Source organism: Shouchella oshimensis (genome assembly GCF_002019765.1).
Classification (GTDB): domain Bacteria; phylum Bacillota; class Bacilli; order Bacillales; family Bacillaceae_D; genus Shouchella; species Shouchella oshimensis.
The window spans coordinates 3,364,693-3,383,041 of sequence record NZ_KV917380.1 but is presented as its reverse complement, the minus strand read 5'-3'; the positions used below and the strand labels follow the sequence as shown (position 1 = coordinate 3,383,041).

The 18,349-nt window shown below is 39.4% G+C and carries 17 protein-coding genes and 1 riboswitch; of the genes, 11 read left to right on the top strand and 6 right to left on the bottom strand.

Annotation, left to right across the window (positions count from 1 at the left end):
- Positions 1-52 precede the first annotated feature (52 nt).
- Positions 53-943: a GTP cyclohydrolase FolE2 gene (gene folE2 / locus BK583_RS17040; protein ID WP_055736675.1), complete on the bottom strand. Its 891-nt coding sequence runs from the start codon at positions 941-943 to the stop codon at positions 53-55.
- Between the two features lie 541 nt (positions 944-1,484).
- Here folE2 and BK583_RS17035 point away from each other — a divergent pair.
- The 9 genes from BK583_RS17035 (at position 1,485) to BK583_RS16995 (ending at position 11,903) form a co-directional block, all read left to right on the top strand.
- Positions 1,485-2,474, top strand: coding sequence for a ZinT family metal-binding protein (locus BK583_RS17035; RefSeq protein WP_055736676.1), 990 nt, complete (start codon positions 1,485-1,487; stop codon positions 2,472-2,474).
- A gap of 63 nt (positions 2,475-2,537) precedes the next feature.
- Positions 2,538-4,091, top strand: a complete 1,554-nt coding sequence (locus tag BK583_RS17030; RefSeq protein ID WP_055736677.1) for a metal ABC transporter solute-binding protein, Zn/Mn family — start codon at positions 2,538-2,540, stop codon at positions 4,089-4,091.
- A 158-nt stretch (positions 4,092-4,249) separates the two neighbouring features.
- On the top strand, positions 4,250-4,966 hold the full coding sequence (locus BK583_RS17025) for a metal ABC transporter ATP-binding protein (protein ID WP_038477179.1): 717 nt from the start codon (positions 4,250-4,252) through the stop codon (positions 4,964-4,966).
- Entirely contained in the window at positions 4,903-5,739 is an 837-nt protein-coding gene (locus tag BK583_RS17020) for a metal ABC transporter permease (RefSeq protein WP_055736678.1), read from the top strand. Before BK583_RS17025 ends, BK583_RS17020 begins: the two co-directional genes overlap by 64 nt.
- Positions 5,740-5,890: 151 nt before the next feature.
- On the top strand, positions 5,891-6,337 hold the full coding sequence (locus BK583_RS17015) for a hypothetical protein (RefSeq protein WP_055736679.1): 447 nt from the start codon (positions 5,891-5,893) through the stop codon (positions 6,335-6,337).
- Positions 6,338-6,670: 333 nt separating this feature from the next.
- Positions 6,671-7,531 carry a D-alanyl-D-alanine carboxypeptidase family protein gene (locus BK583_RS17010; protein ID WP_055736680.1) on the top strand — a complete coding sequence of 287 codons (861 nt, stop codon included), beginning with the start codon at positions 6,671-6,673 and terminating at the stop codon, positions 7,529-7,531.
- A gap of 131 nt (positions 7,532-7,662) precedes the next feature.
- The gene (locus tag BK583_RS17005) at positions 7,663-8,781 is read left to right on the top strand and encodes a sensor histidine kinase (RefSeq protein WP_055736681.1); all 1,119 of its coding nucleotides are present in this window, start codon (positions 7,663-7,665) and stop codon (positions 8,779-8,781) included.
- 142 nt (positions 8,782-8,923) lie between these two features.
- Positions 8,924-9,613, top strand: a complete 690-nt coding sequence (locus BK583_RS17000) for a response regulator transcription factor (RefSeq protein WP_055736682.1) — start codon at positions 8,924-8,926, stop codon at positions 9,611-9,613.
- 364 nt (positions 9,614-9,977) lie between these two features.
- Positions 9,978-11,903, top strand: coding sequence for an endonuclease MutS2 (locus tag BK583_RS16995; RefSeq protein WP_055736683.1), 1,926 nt, complete (start codon positions 9,978-9,980; stop codon positions 11,901-11,903).
- A 203-nt stretch (positions 11,904-12,106) separates the two neighbouring features.
- Here BK583_RS16995 and BK583_RS16990 read toward each other — a convergent pair whose 3' ends face one another.
- Positions 12,107-13,471, bottom strand: a complete 1,365-nt coding sequence (locus BK583_RS16990) for an FAD-dependent oxidoreductase (RefSeq protein WP_055736684.1) — start codon at positions 13,469-13,471, stop codon at positions 12,107-12,109.
- A gap of 300 nt (positions 13,472-13,771) precedes the next feature.
- Positions 13,772-13,874: riboswitch (TPP riboswitch) on the top strand.
- Between the two features lie 63 nt (positions 13,875-13,937).
- Here BK583_RS16990 and BK583_RS16985 point away from each other — a divergent pair.
- A complete protein-coding gene (locus BK583_RS16985; RefSeq protein ID WP_055736685.1) occupies positions 13,938-15,203 on the top strand; it encodes an acetylornithine deacetylase in 1,266 nt (421 codons plus the stop codon).
- Positions 15,204-15,220: 17 nt separating this feature from the next.
- Here the strand turns inward: BK583_RS16985 and BK583_RS16980 are convergent, their stop codons facing one another.
- The 4 genes from BK583_RS16980 to BK583_RS16965 all read right to left on the bottom strand — a co-directional run bounded on the left by BK583_RS16980 (position 15,221) and on the right by BK583_RS16965 (position 17,650).
- Positions 15,221-15,727, bottom strand: coding sequence for a cupin domain-containing protein (locus BK583_RS16980; protein ID WP_055736686.1), 507 nt, complete (start codon positions 15,725-15,727; stop codon positions 15,221-15,223).
- A 108-nt stretch (positions 15,728-15,835) separates the two neighbouring features.
- The gene (locus tag BK583_RS16975) at positions 15,836-16,450 is read right to left on the bottom strand and encodes a class I SAM-dependent methyltransferase (protein WP_055736687.1); all 615 of its coding nucleotides are present in this window, start codon (positions 16,448-16,450) and stop codon (positions 15,836-15,838) included.
- Between the two features lie 14 nt (positions 16,451-16,464).
- On the bottom strand, positions 16,465-16,929 hold the full coding sequence (locus tag BK583_RS16970; RefSeq protein WP_055736688.1) for an HIT family protein: 465 nt from the start codon (positions 16,927-16,929) through the stop codon (positions 16,465-16,467).
- Positions 16,930-16,942: 13 nt separating this feature from the next.
- Positions 16,943-17,650, bottom strand: coding sequence for a tubby C-terminal domain-like protein (locus BK583_RS16965; protein WP_055736689.1), 708 nt, complete (start codon positions 17,648-17,650; stop codon positions 16,943-16,945).
- Positions 17,651-17,766: 116 nt separating this feature from the next.
- Here BK583_RS16965 and BK583_RS16960 point away from each other — a divergent pair, with 116 nt between their 5' ends.
- Entirely contained in the window at positions 17,767-18,336 is a 570-nt protein-coding gene (locus BK583_RS16960; protein WP_038477214.1) for a hypothetical protein, read from the top strand.
- Positions 18,337-18,349 lie beyond the last annotated feature (13 nt).

Below are 18,349 nucleotides of genomic sequence, written 5' to 3'. Positions count from 1 at the left end.
TTTTCGTTTAATTATTGACGTTTAAGAATTCGTCTTAAAAATACGTATCTTACTATTTTTTATAGGTGATTTTTGCGACTGCATCATGCAGATGGATGGATTCTTGGTTTTGACAGGTGACCTTAAAGGCGGTTACCCAGTCATACTCATAAAGATCGGCAGCAACAAGTCTTACTAAATCTTCAACGAAGCGAGGATTCTCAAATGCTTGCTCCGTAACCACTTTTTCGTCTGGCCTCTTTAAAATGGGGTGAATCCTTGCACTAGCATTTGATTCCGCTGCTACTAACAATTCATTCTTCCAGTCTATTTTATCTTCGTCAAAGTCTTCACATAGTTCTACACTCATTTTTACTTCCCCACGCTGGTTATGAGCGCTATACTCACTGATTTCTTTTGAACAAGGGCATAGAGTCGTTACTAAACATGCTAGGGTTAATTCTGTTTTAAACCCTAGTGTTTTAGAGTAGTTAAGCGAGATCTCGATCTCAGAATGATTATGGGCTGATTGTAATGAGGTTGGCGCCTCTCTTGAATAAAACCAAGGAAAAGCAACGTGAATATGAATCATGTCTTGATTTAAACGATCAGCTAACGATCGTGCTAGATTTTTTAGTGACGCAAGAGATAAGGTTTGGTTTTGACCATTGAATTCTTCAAGGGCTGTTAGAAAACGACTCATATTTGTGCCTTTTGCATAGCGATTTAATTGTGCACCTATGGAAAAAGTTGCTACGGTCGTTTGATTGACTGGGCTTGATGTGCTTTTTATTTGTACAGGTCGTTTAACATTGGCAACCCCTACAAGATTAACGTCGAACAGAAAGTCCTTATGTGTATTTTGTAAATCCTGCATATGTTCTTTTTCAGTTGGTTTGGTTTTAACGCTTGGTGAGACTGAACCAAATAACGCATGACGCGCTGCTTTCAAAGGTATTTTCATAATAAGCGCTCAACTCACTTTCGTTCTACATTGTTTGTTTCTTAATTGTATCTACAGACATCCGAGCGTTCGAAGGTTATGTTTCTATCGTGACATTAACCATGGAGGAATCTTAATTGTTAGCCTGTCATAAGTGTATCTTTCAAATCGTAAACATTACGATTTAATTATAGGATAAGTCTCTTTGGAAAAGCAAGAAGAATCTAGATTGTTCGAAGTAGAGAAAGAAATAGATGAAATAGACTACTTGAATATGGGGAGGATGTCTAGTGCTTGAATCGTAATCGTTTGAAGCACAAACGGTTTTATCATATTTTTTAGCTATCTACAGGGTAAGTAGTCTGCTAATGATTCTAGAGAAACGACCATCTCAAAAAAATAGCACTTCTTGCTTTCAGATGGTTTAATCCAATTCATTCAAAAGAAATAGTGAAAAACCGAGTGACAAATAAAATTAAAAAACGATCTTGACAAAGTGTATGCTAACAATATAATCTATAAAACGTAATGATTACGATTAACGTTAAAAAAGGGAAGGGTGATGAGGTTGAAGAAATCATTCATATTCGTTAGTGTTTTAGCGCTAAGCGCCACACTAGCTGCTTGTCAGGATTCAACTGAACAGACAAATAATGACACTGAATCCGAACAAGAACATACTACTGACGATTCTTCTAATGAGACTGAATCAAATGAAACAGGAGAGATTGCTATAGAAGGTTTAGGTCATCACTATCATACAGGTGACACCATCGAATTAACGGCATCAACTTCTGAAAATGTTGATTATGACCATTGGCACTGGTATACAAAAGAACCTGGTCAAACAGAATGGGAAGTAGCGTCTGGACAACAATCTGAAACATTTAGCGATGAAGCAGCGACTGATGGTTTAGAGATTAAAGCCACGCTTTATGACGATGATCACAATGTATACGCAGAGTCAGAAGTTGTAACCATCATAATTGACGATCACCACGGCCATGATGAGGAGAGTCGACAGATTTATCAAGGCTATTTTGATGATGATCAAGTGCAAGATCGTGATTTATCAGATTGGGAGGGCGATTGGCAATCCGTCTATCCATATCTTGTGAACGGTGATTTAGATGAAGTCTTTGAACATAAAGCAGAAGAAGGAAGTATGACTGCAGAAGAGTATAAAGACTACTATACAACTGGATATGAAACAGATGTAGAAAGAATTATTATTGATAATGGTCACGTTACATTCCTTGAAAACGATGAAGAATACTCTGGGGAATATGAGTATGATGGATACGAAATTTTAACTTATGAAAAAGGGAATCGTGGTGTTCGTTTTGTATACGAACTAGCTGAAGGGGATGACGAGATGCCTCAATACATTCAATTCAGTGATCATATTATTTTTCCAACACCTTCAAGTCATTTCCACTTGTATTGGGGAGATGACAAAGAGGAACTTTTCGAAGAAGTAACCCATTGGCCAACGTATTACCCGTCTGAATTAGATGCTGATGGCATTGTACGTGATCAACTAGCACACTAATAATCTTTGAGAAGAAAAGCGTTTCGCTTTTCTTCCTATTTTTGTTTAAAAGGAGTAGCAGGGATGAATAAAAAAGTATATCGATCGATACTGGCAAGTTGCGCAGCAATAGCGGTTCTCTCCGGTTGTCAATCGCAAGACGGTCAAAACAACACTAGTGACGATTCTCAGATTTCAGTAGTAGCCTCTTTTTTACCAATGTATGAGTTTACAAAACAAGTGGCTGGTGACCGTGCGAATGTTCAATTGATGGTATCAGAAGGCCAAGATGCACATCATTATGAACCAAGTGCTCAAGATGTTGCAACTATGAACGAAACAGATGTGTTTGTTTATAGCAGTGAGGAAATGGAATTCTGGGTTAATCGTTTATTTAATGCAATAGAAAATGATGATTTAATCGTTGCTCGTGCAGCGGATGGGCTTGATTACGGAGAGCAACATCACGAAGGGTCCGAAGAAGCTGAAGTGACGATGAACGGCATAGCAGACCACTACCATACTGGGGATAAGATCGACATCACTGCCACGCTATCGGCGGATGTAAACTTTGATCATTGGCACTGGTATCAACGAGCCAATTCTGATGAAGAATGGACAGCTTTGGCAGGGCAATATGCAGAAACATTACAGCTGGATGCTCCTGAGGAGAGTTTCGAACTAAAAGCAGTTATCTATGACAATCATCACAATGTTTATGCTGAATCAACATCTAAGGAGATTCGCATTGATAATCATGGAAGTGATGGGTCAGACCATGAAGATCATGATCATGACCACGACTATAGTGAAGAAGATAATGAGCAGGTAAATTCGAATGAAGAGATTGATATAATTGGTTTAGCAGATCATTATCATACTGGAGATGTGGTTACATTAGTTGCAGACGTAAACAATCGTACAGATTTCGATCAGTGGGAATGGTTTATAAAGGAAGAACATCACGATTGGGAAGCTGTACCAGATCAGAATACCGATCATTTTGAATACAAGACAACAGGGGAAAGTTTTGAAGTGAAAGCGGTTCTCTATGATGAGGAAGACAATGTACATTTAGAATCAGAAGCTGTTTCTGTACGAATTGATGACCACGATGATGTAGATCCTCACATTTGGCTGGATCCAGTATTGGCACAAGATCAAGTTCGCATAATTCGTGACGCATTGATTGAGGCTGATCCTGATGGTCGAAATGTTTATGAGGAAAATGCAGATGCGTTCATTGAGGAGTTAAAAAGCTTAGATGAAGAGTATCGTTCCACATTAGAAGATGCGGAAAACCGTGTATTCGTGGTACAGCATCAAGCATTTGGCTATCTTGCTGACCGCTACAATTTAGATCAAGTTGCCATAGGAGGGTTATCTACAGAAGTTGAGCCAAGCCCTTCCCGTATGTCAGAAATTGCTGATTTAGTACAAGATTATGGTGTGCCAGTTATTTATTATCAACAAGGGGCTAGCTCTGCAATTGCCCAAACTGTAGCAACTGAAACAGGAACAGATACGGCTGTACTATATGACTTAGAAGTTTTATCAGAGGAACTGCTCGAAAATGACTTAGGTTACATTGAAGCAATGCGACATAATTTAGAGTCATTGCAAATTAGTATCTACTAATCTTGTCCTAAACAGCGAGCCCATTCTAGAATAGGATTTTGGCAAATAAACTTGGTCCAGTAAATGCTTAGAGTTTCTGTATCTGAATGCCTGTGTTTCACTTTTTTAACTAGAATGGTGTCCTGTACACCGTTATTGAAAAAGAAAGGTAGATAAGCATGGTCTATATTAAAGTCGAGAATCTCGCTTTTTATTATGAGAAAGAGCCCGTTTTAACAAACATTTCGTTTGAATTAAATCCAGGAGATTTCGTTATGCTTACTGGAGAGAATGGAGCTGCGAAAACAACGTTAATTCGAAACATCTTGGGTTTATTAAAACCATCAATAGGAAACGTAACGTTATCTTCTACAAACCACTTAGGCGAAAAATTACTTGTTGGGTATGTACCTCAACAAGTAGCCTCCTTTAATGTCGGATTTCCTAGTACGGTATGGGAGTTAGTTAGTTCTGGCCGTTATCAACGAGGCAAATGGTTTACAAGATTAACTAAGAATGATAAAGCCCAAGTTGAACGTTCCCTTAAATCAGTTGGAATGTGGGAAATGCGACATAAAAAGATAGGAGAGCTATCTGGGGGGCAAAAGCAACGCATATCGATCGCTCGGGTTTTTGCTACCGATCCAGATTTGTTTATTCTTGATGAACCAACAACAGGGATGGATAGTCAATCAAGAGAAGAATTTTATAAATTGCTTAAGCACAATTGTGATAAGCATGGCAAGAGTATACTAATGGTTTCACATGATCATGAGGAACTTAGGAAATATTGTAACAAACATATTGAATTAGTTCGGAAGGAGGGGTTACCTTGGAGATGTTTTTCTATGGATTCATGCAAAGAGCTTTCCAAGCCTCACTACTCATCTCATTAATCGCACCATTATTAGGTCTCTTTCTGATTTTAAGAAGACAATCTTTAATGGCAGATACGCTTGCACATGTTTCTTTAGCAGGAGTCGCGTTAGGCTTGTTGCTCAGTATTAATCCAACATGGACAAACATTTTCTTGGTAATGGTCATTGCCATTGTATTAGAGTATTTGCGAATGGTTTATCGTAGCTATTCGGAAGTCTCCATTGCGATTTTAATGTCTGCTGGAATGGCATTAGCACTATTTTTAATGAGTCTCAATCAAGGTGGTACTACACTTAACATCAATCAATTTTTGTTTGGATCGATCGTAACCATTAGTTCACAACAAGTATGGATGCTAGTGGCATTGGCAAGTATCATTTTAATTCTATATGCTGTCCTGCGCAAAGCCATGTACGTAATGGTTTTTGACGAAGAAACCGCCTTTACAGCAGGTCTACCAGTGAAAACAATGTCTATAATGTTTAACGTATTAACTGGAGTAACGATCGCTGTTATTATGCCGATCGTTGGAGCTCTATTAGTGTCAGCAATCTTAATTCTACCAGCAGCAATTTCAATGAGGCTAAGTAAACGTTTTTCAACCACCATCTTATTAGGTATTCCTATTGCTTTAACCGGTATGCTTAGTGGCCTTTTCACTTCTTATGAATATGGAACGCCTCCAGGAGCAACCATAACGTTAATTCTCATCGTTATTTTAGGATGTGTGATTGCTTTGCAACGAGCTTTAAGACTCTTTAGATCCAGTCACAATCCACTGCGTCGTTAACTATATACACAACCCAAAGAGTTGGCGCCTATACGTCCATTCTTTGGGTTTTACTTTTTCTAAAAGCATTGTATTTTCCTATAAGGAGCAGGAGGTATTGAAACTTTTTTATGGAATTGACCGTATGAAAGGTTGAAAGAGGGTGCTATAGATGAAGCGGAATGTTGTTATTATTCTTATCATTTTTTTTATTGTTATTGGTGGCTATTCTCGTTATTTAGAGAGGGAGCCAGCACCGTCAACTGTAGGTGAAGAAATGGCTGAGCGATTTAATGAGATTACCATTGAGCAGATTGAGGTGAATCAGTACAAAGAGGGAGTCGTAAATGTAGGGTATTTGCATAATCCAGATGAGATTGAGACATTGCTCCAAAAAGTCAATGCGTTAGATGTACAAAAAACGAAGCAAGTGGTGAATCAAAAAGCGAAAGACTCTTATTTGGTTTACGTAAAAGTTGATGGAGGAGGAAGTTTCTCAATGGATTTCAATGATCCGCGAGTGACGTTGCCGTCAGGTATATATACGTTACTTGGAGAGAACGAGGCGACAGCTTACATTGAAAACTTAGATTCAATTGAATGGTACCGAAATGAATAGAGGGTTAAAAGGGTCACACTGAAAAAGACAACCGGTAGGGCGTTCTTTCCAACATACGCTGTCCATATATTTTCTTATTTTAAAGAGAAAGGCCGGTCTTCTTACAAATAAAAAAAGCTTGCTCAGGGGGGAGAGCAAGCTTTATAAAGAGTAAGTATGTGGTACTATACCCATTCTGTCATGTTTTAAACCTAGAACGTTCATGTTACGTTCTTTTTTTAGTTGTAGGAGTGTAGACACTCTTCCTAAAACCATTCTTTATGATTCTTAAGGTTTTCTTTTTATCTTCTTATCGTTTAGTGGGTAGACTTCTTTTTGAAGGAGTTGACGAAGATGAGAAAAAAATGGCTGGCAATTGGAATTCCTATTAGCTTAGTGTTACTAACGTATTCCTTTTTCTTTTCAACAGCTGAAAAAACATTGTTACTAGATGTAAATGAGGATAAATTAGTAATCGACTCAGGTATTGATGAGGCTGTGCCTGTTGCAAGTATATCAAAAATGATGACAGAGTATCTCATATTAGAATCAATCGAACAGGGTATTATTGATTGGAGTGACCCTGTTCAAATAAGTGGTGAGGCAGCATCGAAAGAAGGGGCAAACATTTCTTTATCAGAAGGAGATGTTGTTCCCATTCATGATTTATATATGGCGATGCTACTCCCCTCTGCGAATAATGCAACGGTTGCGTTAGCCGAACATTTAGCCGATAGTGAAAAAGAGTTCGTGAAAAAGATGAATGAAAAGGCGGAAGAAATGGGGTTAACCAAATCTACGTTTGTTAACGCAACAGGACTAACAGAGTTAAATTCACAAAGCAATCAAATGAGTGCCCGTGATATTGCTGTGTTGGCGCAGTTGATCATTACTCGATTTCCTGAGGTTCTGCAAGATACAGCCAAGTCTTCTCATACGCTGTTATTTTCAGGTGAACGGGTTCATACAACCAATCATATGTTAACCAAATCAGACCTTGCTTTTGATGGGTTGGATGGCTTTAAGACAGGCTATACAAATGAAGCGGGATATTGCTTTGTTGGAACGGCAAGCAGAAATGGGCAACGGTTTATAACCGTTGTATTAGGAACCGAAAACGATCAGGCACGATTTGTAGAAACAAAAAAGCTCTTATCGTTTGCTTTTGGTGAGCCGTATCGTCCTCCTTTAGAAGCTTCTCTTGACAGAGAATAACCCATTTAGAAAGTGGTATGGCGTCGATTGTTAGATGGTATGATAAAGAGAATACCAGAGCGTTGGGATCGAGAATAAAACGATAGAGTGTTTCGGATAAGGAACAAATGGGTTAAAGGGAGGCAATGGCGTTGGATAGTCGGTATGTGGCTTTACTTTTTAAGATGGTAATGTTGTTATTTATAAGTGGGTTTATTACAAGTGTGGCTATTGCTGGACTTTACTTTACGTACCAGGTGTCGAACTTACATTATTATGTGAATGTGTTTGATCGATTTGCAGCGGCTTTTAACGCAACACTGAACTTTTATATCTATGAATTATTCAATTTAATAAATGTATTATTCTTTCTTGGAATTGTCTTATCTATAGTGGTCATTGGACACAGGTACATACATTATTTCGTGAAGATTGAAAAGGATCTTGGGCAGATGGCAAGTGGCGAGCTTTCTCAACGGATCGAGGTAAAAGAAAATCATGAATTAGGTCAATTAGCTAGGCAAGTGAACCAATTAATAGAAAGGTTAGAAACCACTGTACATGAAGAAAGAATTGCTGAGCAATCAAAAACAGAATTGATTACAAATGTATCCCATGACTTACGAACACCTCTTACTTCTATCATGGGCTACCTCGATTTAATCGAGAGAGATCAATATAAGGATGAAGTTACCTTACGCTATTTTACAGACATCGCTTATGATAAAGCGAAGCAAATGAACACAATGGTTAACGACTTATTTGAATACATTCGGACGAAAAACCCTAAGTTACTGTTAAATAAAGACTACATCGACCTAAAAGAAGTGATCAAGCAAATCGCTTCCCATTTTCATTTACAAATGGCAGAAGCGAAATTGAGCTTTAGGATGAATCTTCCGGATCAAGAAGTGAAGCAATATGTGGATGGAGAAAAGCTTTCTCGGGTATTTGAAAACATTATCGGTAATGCAATCAAGTATGGAGCGGATGCACCGTTTATTGATATTACTCTTCACCAAAGAGAGAAAGAAACAGAAATGGAAATTCGAAATTACGGGGAACCTATTGCTCAGTCTGAGATCCCATTTATTTTTGAAAGGTTTTACCGTGTGGACCAATCTCGTTCAAAAGACACTGGAGGTTCTGGATTAGGGTTAGCCATTGCAAAAAACATTGTTGAGCTACATGAAGGTGAAATTGATGTAACGAGTAATTCAGAAGGAACGGCATTTTTCATCACCTTGCCTATTATGGATAAGGAAGCGTAAAGATTCTCTCATAGACGAAGGAACACCTCCTATATGGAGAGGACAAAAATATATGAACCCTTACGAACGACCGAGTCTATCGAATCGTATGGAGTGCTTGTAGACGATATCCATCAACTCGTAAAAAAGGATGTGAGCCGCATTGTCTAAACAAATTTTAATTGTAGATGACGACCAAGACATAGCAAACCTCATTAACTATTCTCTGAAAAATGAAGGCTTCAACACAATTATGGCTAGCAATGGTGTGGAAGCAATGAAACAACTGGAACAGCATCCTATTGATTTAATCGTATTAGATGTGATGATGCCTGAAATGAATGGATTGGAATTTTGCCAAACCGTCAGGCGCAGCCATAGTCTACCTATCCTGATGATTAGTGCTAAATCAGAAGATATGGATAAAATTACAGGAATTATGACAGGTGCTGATGATTATGTTATTAAGCCTTTTAACATTCTTGAGCTCGTTGTTCGTGTGAAGGCGTTAGTACGAAGAGCGTACTACTATCACGGCGCTCCAAAAGAAGGTGGCATCCTTGAGTTAGGCGATTTAACCATTGATAAAAAGAAATATCAAGCTAGAGTGCATGGAAATGAACTGAAATTAACCTCTAAAGAATTTGATATATTATATCTCCTTGCTAGTCAAGCGGGACAAGTGTTTGACTCAGAGACTATTTTTCAAAGCGTTTGGAAGGAAAAGTACTATGATTCAAATAACACTGTGATGGTGCATATAAGCAACTTGCGAGACAAGCTTGAAAAAGCGTTAGGGTATAAAGTCATTCAAACCGTCTGGGGAGTCGGCTACAAAATTGAATCTGTTTAAGGCTCAATAAAAAAAGAAGTCCCTTGACTTCCACATGAGAAAAGACCTATAGTAGGTGTGTAGTAAATAATTGCACGTATAAAGGAGACAACTTTTATGTATCTGGTGGTTCTTAACTAATCCATGAATTGGATAGCTTGAAATGCGATTTTTCAGCGTACTGGTGACGCTTATTTTGTCATGGCATTTCAAGGAGTTAAGAACACGTTTACTAGTAAGAGTTGTCCTACTTGAAGTCTACCTACAATAGGTAGGTCCTTTTCTAAGAGGCCGCTGTGAACGATTGTTCAGAGCGGTCTCTTTGTTGTCTCTTGAATAATCGTTCCCATGGTTCCTTATACAGCAATAAAAGGAGGAAACCTAAATGAAACAACAAACTTTAGAAGCGATAGGATTTTACGATGTCCTTAAAGACATTGCTGAACAAACCCGTATGGATCGGGCGCGTGAAACAATTCTTCAGATGACGCCCCTAGTAAATCAAAGTCAAATGGCGCATAAGATGACTGAAATTGAAGAGGCTATGCGTATTCTAACACGTAGCGGCAGTGTTCCTATTCACGTTGTGGATGATATTGCCCAAATGATTATGCAAGCAAAGAAAGGATTGTTTATTCGTGCGGACCAATTTACAAGAGTGATATCGTTTTTAGAACACTGTAGCAAATTAAAGCGGTTTATGAATGATAAACAAGAGATTGCACCGCTAATTAGTAGCTATGCGTTTTCGATTGATGATCTATCCTCAGTAGAGGAACAACTTACTTCTGCCATTCGTAATGGTCAAGTAGATGAGTATGCGTCAAAAGAATTGAGTTACCTTCGTCGTCAAAAGAAAGTGGCTTTAGAACGATTAAAAACGAAAGTGGAGCATCTTGCAAATGGAGGGAAATACAAAAGCTTCTTGCAAGATAAGATGGTCTCCACACGCCAAGGGCGATACGTTCTTTCAATAAAAAAAGAATACCGTAATAAAGTAAACGGTACAGTTCTGGACACATCCGCTTCTGGTTCAACTTTGTTTATTGAACCGGCTGAAGTGAGTGATATTCAAGAAGAAGTAAGTATGTACACGTATGCAGAAGAGGCAGAAGTAGAACGAATCCTATTTGAACTAACAGAAGCGTTACTAGCACAAGAACAGACCATTTCAATTGCAATGGATGTCATGCATGAGTACGATGTGTTGTTCGCTAAGGCAAAATATTGTCGGGAAATAGAAGGAATAAAACCTTCTTTATCCAACGATCGAACCATTAAGCTCGTACGTGCTAGACACCCAGCCTTAGGGCAGAAAGCAGTGCCGTTGACGTTAACCTTTGGTGGAGCAGTTGATCGAGCGTTAGTAATTACTGGACCGAATACAGGTGGGAAAACCGTCACGTTGAAAACCGTTGGGTTATTGACTGCAATGGCTCAGGCAGGGCTGCTGATTCCTGCAGAAAAAGGTAGTCAGATCGGCATCTTCCAATCCATTTTTGTGGATATTGGTGATGGGCAAAGTATTGAGGATAATTTAAGCACATTTAGTTCAAGAATGGTTTCCATTATAGAGATATTACGAGAAGCCAATGATCGATCTCTTGTCTTGCTTGACGAACTTGGTTCTGGTACTGATCCAAATGAAGGAATGGGTTTAGCCATTACGATTCTAAACCAGTTATATAAAAAGGGTTCAACACTTTTCGCTACGACCCACTATAGCGAAATGAAAACTTTTGCCGATGATACAGACGGCTTCATTAACGGCTCAATGGAATTTGATGTAGAAAGCTTACAACCAACGTATCGATTATTAATCGGTGAAAGTGGGAAGAGTCAGGCTTTTGAAATCGCACTTAAATTAGGCTTACATCCAAGTATCGTTGAGGAAGCACATCAACTCTCATATGGACAGAAGCGTTCCTATCAAGATCGTTTTTCTGCTGAGGCCCTTCAAAGCGATGCGTTTCGTAAACAAGTTATTTTCAATCGTCACGCAAACAAACAGAAGAAAACCCTCTCTTCTGATGTGGAGGTATTCCAACAAGGGGATAATGTAACGATTCAAGCAACGAATGAAACGGCAATCATTTATAAAGGCCCTGATGAAAAAGGAAACTATATCGTGCAAGTGAAGGACGACAAGCGAATCATTAACCATAAGCGCTTAACGTTGCATATTTCAGCGGAAGAGCTGTACCCTGCAGACTATGACTTCGATATTATCTTTAAAAGCAAAACCTATCGGAAAGTGAAAAATGATCAGAGTCGCAAGCATTTAGATGGTATATGGTTAGAGGAGGAATAAAGTGAGCCTTATAGGACGTTCTACGTTATCTATGGGGTGTGATTCGAAAGGTAGATGTAGCCAAAACTCTATTAGAAAATAGAATGAAGTGTAAAAAACGAAAGACGAATGTCTTAGTGATGGGCTCCCTTCAATGGATTGTTGTTAAAGTTTACTTGATAGGGTGCTAATCATAGAGAACATTCGTCTTTTTGCTTCGTTTTTTATTGAGTTTGTAGGTGAACCTGATCTCGTTCAGCCAACGTTTTTAACGCAACGGTGTTAAGCAGATTAACAGGCTTATTATAATGTGGCTGGAAGAAGAAATCGCTAAATGCCAGGTCTTCTACAGTCATTCCTTGCTGGATGCAGACAGATAAGGTATTCATGAGTTGAGTCTGGTCACTTTTACTCATAATCTGACCGCCAATTAGACGCATTGTCTCGTTTTCATACACGAGCTTAAGCCTGACTTCTGTTGCAGTTGGCATAAAGGTTGGTCGCTCATGATCAATAAGTGTTGTAGAGCGAACATCTAGACCGTACGTTGCCGCTGCATCTTCTGTAAGACCGGTTGATGCCATATGAAGGTCATAAAGCTTTAAGCCAGATGTTCCTTGTGTACCACGGTAACGAATGGTGGGTTGCATAATATTATAAGCAACAAGTGTGCCCATTTTAGTTGCGTTCGTTGCAAGTGGTATATAGGCATGGTGCTGTGCAGAATTGTGAAATATTGAGCAATTGTCCCCAGCCGCAAAGATCGAAGGGTCACTCGTTTGCATATAGTCATTTACGAGTAGTGCCCCATTGGATAACGTATCTAGTTCGTCTTTTACTAATTCCGTTTGAGGTCGAAAGCCAACACAGAGAATAACTAGGTCAACATCATGGGTAGCCTTGCTTGTTTGAACAGACTTTACATAACCGTCATCATTGCCAGCGAATGATTCTACTTTCTCATTAAGTGCCAATTGAATACCGTGATTCGTTAACGTTTGTTCAACTTCGTCTGTAAATTCACGATCCAAATACTTGTTTAAAACGCGATCAGAACCCTCGATAAATGTGACATGCTTGCCATATGCTTCAAAGGCTTCAACTAGCTCCACACCAATATAACCAGCACCGATTACAGCAATGTTAGTAGCATGAGCCGCTTTCTTAATAATGTCTTGTGCTTGTGCATAGTTTTTGCAAAGCTGAATATGTTTTAACCCAATTCCTGAAATAGGTGGGACAATCGGCGTTGACCCAGTGGTATAAACTAGTTTGTCATAATGATCTTGCTTCGTTTCATTTGTTTCAAGGTTTTCAACAACAATGGTTTTTGCTTGTCGATTAATCGACAAAACGTTGTGATGAACGTGCATCGTTGCACCAAGGGCTTCTAACTCTTCTGGAGACGAATAGAATAGGTCTTCTGCATTCTTTACAACACCGCCAACATTTAGTGCAATCCCACAGGAAAGAAAGGAAACGTTGTTGTTTCGTTCGTAGACTGTAATGTCTGCATCAGGATGAAGACGAAGCAAATTTTTAACGGTTTGTGTCCCGGCATGTGTACAACCAATAACAATAATTTTCATAGAAATAGCCTCCTAAAATTTATTGTGAAATACTGAACAATCGTTTTTATAAAGGAAGGAGAGAAACCATTCTCACCAACAGTTTAACTTTGTGAAGAAATGAGCAAAGAAAAGTGAAGTTCATTTCAGCTGCTTACAATGTAAGAATAACATATTGTGAAATGGTGAGCAAGTAAAAGTTTGAAATTATTTAGCGGAATGAGTTATAGCCTGTAAGTTCGATGCGAGGGTTAAATAGATGTGAAAAGAGTTGTTGTTTTGGTACACTAGGGAAGAGAATACCGCAAACGAACTACATACACCTACCACTAGGGGTGCGTCATGCTGAGAGAGACGATGAAGTCTTAACCCTTATAAACCTGATCTAGATGATGCTAGCGGAGGGAAGTGGTTGAGCAATAGGTATGTTCTGTTCAACACTTCTTTTCATTAAGGAGTGTTTTTTTATTTAAGGAGGCTGAGAAAAATGAACGAACTAATGGATCAAGTGGACATGCGCGAGGACGAGCTTATTGAACTAGTGAAAGCGTTAATTGCATTTCAAACACCAGCACCACCAGCACGAAATACAGTAGCCATTCAAACGTATATTGCCAATTATTTAAAAGAAATGGGGATGTCGATTGATCAGTGGGATGTATATGAAGGTGACCCGAATGTTGTCGGAACGTTAAAAGGAACAGACAGGGAGGCCTTTCAAAGTTTAATCTTAAATGGACATGTTGACGTGGCTGCTGTCGAAGAAGATGAAGAATGGGATACCTCCCCTTTTACTGCAGAAGTAAAAGATCGGTCGATTTATGGTCGTGGTGCTGCAGATATGAAAGGCGGACTTGCTGCCTGTTTGTTTGCGTTAAAGCTAGCTTATGACCATGGCGTTGAATTAAAAGGGGACGTTATTTTACAGTCGGTTATCGGAGAAGAAGTAGGGGAAGCAGGGACAAAGCAATGCTGTGAACGGGGGTATAAAGCAGATTATGCCATCGTAGCTGATACGAGTCACTGTTCGATTCAAGGTCAGGGTGGTGTCATAACTGGGTGGATTACGATTAAAAGCCCAACTACGCATCACGACGGGACAAGGCGCCAGCTTATTCATGCTGGGGGTGGTGTAAATGGGGCGAGTGCCATTGAAAAAATGGCAAAGCTGATTACAGCTTTACAAGAGTTAGAGCGACATTGGGCAATTACAAAATCGTATCCTGGATTTCCGTCAGGGACAAACACCATTAATCCTGCGGTGATTGAAGGAGGAAGGCACCCTGCATTTATTGCGGATGAATGCCGTTTATGGATTACGGTTCATTTTTATCCAAATGAGTCGATTGAAGAGGTAACAAAAGAAATTGAAACACATCTTCTAGCGGTAGCAAAAGGAGATGTTTGGTTACGTGATCATCTACCACAATTTGAGTGGGGTGGAGAGTCAATGATTGTTGATCGAGGAGAAGTGTTTCCAGCGTTCTCTGTTGATGAAAAGCATCCAGGGTTTTCAGTCGTTTCAGAAGCGCATGAAGCGGTCTTTAAAGAGCAACCAAAGGTCGATATGTCACCGACTGTGACAGATGGCGGGTGGTTAGCGGCTTATGGTATACCAACGATTTTATACGGACCGGGAACATTAGCCAACGCCCATGCAGTAAATGAAAAAATTGACATAGACGAACTGATTATGTACACGAAATCCCTTTTATCCTTTATGGTACGTTGGTGTAACACACAAAAAAAGTAGCGGATTTGCTACTTTTTTTATGTCCATAATGTCAGTAAAGGACCGTTCTCTCCAAATATAGGATCGTGACTTGGTTTAGGGACGGCTGCAATTTGTTGAATATGTTTATCTTTCTCTATTGGATCACCTGTACAAAGATTATAGGCAGTCCCGTTAGGATAGGCCCCAACAACTGTGAATGAATGACTACCCCGAATAAACTTATGACCGGTTCCAGCAGGTAAGAGTAGCACATCGCCAATAGTTAAATGAAGCTCCTCACCTGATGCCCCTCCTATGTGTAACGTTGCTTCTCCTTCCGCTACTACAAGGACCTCGTGGGCATTGCTATGATAATGGTGGTAATCAAATACACTGCCTCGCCACGTATTCCTCCAATGATTCCGTTCAAGCACTTCTTCAATAGCATCCGTTTTGTCAAAAACCGCTGGATAACGAACAAAAGGATAATGGGGGTGGTTAGGAATACGACCATCATCGGGAAAAAAATGTTGCTGTACAGTGATCTCGGTTATATCGCGCATAACAATGCCCTCCAATTTGCATTTCTTACTCTATACCACTTCTATAAGAAGGTAAACGTCACAAAATTCAATCAATTGTTAGAAGGGAGCAAAAGAAGGACGTAAAGGTTATTCCTTTCGTAAAACAATTGACTGAAAGGCCAAGTCTCCACCAATGACGTTACTTGGAATTACGTTGAACGATTCGATGGAAAAAAAGGCAGATAAAAGAGACTGGAGAGGCTCATGTTCATAAAATGAGAAAAAGCGTTTAGGCTCATAAACATCCTCTTCCCATATTCCTTCAGATGTTCTCCCACCATACACACCTAAATAAAACAGACCATTTGGTTTTATCACCCTCTTTAATTCACTTAACACCTCACCTAATTCTGCTTTCGGAACGTGTAACAGGCAATTGAATGCATAGAGAGCATCAAACTGTTCATCAGGAAACTGGAGTTGATAAAAGTTCATTTCTGCTGCCTCAAGATCTTTGCTTTTACAAATGGCAATCATTTCAGGGGACAAGTCCGTACTAAATGTATGGAAACCATGTTGATGAAAATACAAACTATCATGTCCAGGACCTGCACCGATCTCTAGTAAGCTTGTCTTCTTTTCACATTGCAATACTCGTAAAAACCCTTCTCTTTCATTTGTTTTCCAATCATCTGTTATAACAGAATCTCGGTGTTTCGCTTGTTTGTTGTAGGCTTCTTTTAATTGTTGTTGTGTGTTCATATCATGGCTCCTTACTAATAAGCGTCTTTCATCAAAATATGTAAATGCTTCGTTAGTTCTGCTCGTAAACCACCGTGTTTGTTTTCTTGGAACTGTTCGTTCTCATCCGTCCAGTTCTGTTTTGGGTATTGCCAAACTGGATAAGGAATGCGCTCTTCAGGCTCCCAGCTGTATCTTGGGAAAATATGAGCATGTAAAAAGGGATCTGTATTGCCATAGATTGAATAATTTACTCGAATGGGCTTACATACATGAAGAATAGCATCGCCAATTAAGCTCATGTCTAGTAGATAATCGCTTCTTTTTTGATACGGCAACGCTTCAAGAGAGGGGTATTCTTCATCTGGTAACAGTACGCAATAACCGGGGAGGAACTGCGTGTCACCTATAACCGCAAAGCCAGTGCGCATTCGTGCCATCGCCATCGGATTTTGCTGCTGTTGTGCTGCTTTAATACGATTTTGTTTCCAATGATCCATTGTGTCATCTCCTTTATTTACGATGAATAAAATGAAAGGCAACATAAACGGCTAACAAGAAGTAGTGTTCTTCTTTATCTCCTTTTGAAGAGAGGGACAGTTCATATAGATATCGATTAACATGTTGACCGGTTCCGATTAGAAAATCGTCACAGGTGATGCGCAATTCTTGACCAATAAGCTCAGTCGTCAATTTAAATGTGCTGTCATTTAGTTGAACAAACATACAACTCTGTCCATTCTTTAAAGCAGATAGAGCTGAGTCAAGCTGAGCAATTCCTACCTTGATATCATTTTTGTAGATATGCCATTCTTTTCGTTTATCATGTTGTTGGAAAGACAGATACGTGCCGTTTTCAAATGAAAAATGAAGTTGGAGGTGGTGACTACCTTGTCCACGAGCAAGTGATTCGAGGAGACGGTGCCATTTCTTTTTGTAGGATCGTTCAACATAACCAATTTTTTTGCCTTGAAAGAAAAGTGGCTTTTTATTCGTTGATACGCGATCAAACAATCGAACAGAAAAGACAGCTCTATGATGATGTGGGACATAGTCTTGATCTTTTCTGCCTTGCCACCGAAGAAACAAGGTTAATAGGAAGGCAACAAACAGAAAGAATCCTGTGGCGAAAACTTGGATCCACTCAAGCTTCCCAGTGAAAGCGAAGCGAATGGGAATAGCGACTAAACCTACAAGGAAAAATGCGTAAAGAATATTCATAATAGATGACGCCCTCCTAAGCTGAGGAATGCTTCTTACCAGTATACATAAAAAAGACAGGTAAATGATAACATTACGAATAGTGAATGTTATACTAAAGTAGGAGGGATGATGGAATGCATGATGAATATGATAATAAACGAGTCAAAGAGATAGATGAAGAGATTTGTGCTTTGCTACACAAACGTAAGGTGATGACAAACAATAATCCAGGCTGTCCGTCTATGGATCAAATGGAAGAATGGGCACAAACCTATCAACTTGAAAAGGAAATGATTGCGAGTATTTTTCATGTCGCCGCTAACGAGGAAGAATATAGGCCAATAATTCAACCTAAAGGCTATGTAAACACCATTCCTCAATCGTTGTTACATGAAGAGGACGACATCCTTTATAGCATACCAGCGTTGCAAACCTATCAAAATGCAACAGTGTTACTCCTGCAAATGGTCTGTCGTCCAGAGAAGGTCAATTTTCATGAGCGGACGAGGGTTTTTACAATCAACGTAAAAGGGTCAAAGCCATACAGAGCCCAAATGACAGAGGGAAGTGGTGGGGATGCGATGCAAGGCTATCGGTTTGTTGTTAGCCCTGCGATACAAGAAGAAGTAACGATTGTAGTAGAGGAAAAAGAATGGAGCAAAAAAACACCGCTGACAACTTTTGAGTGGATCGTAAAAGCTTGAACAAAAGGAGAAC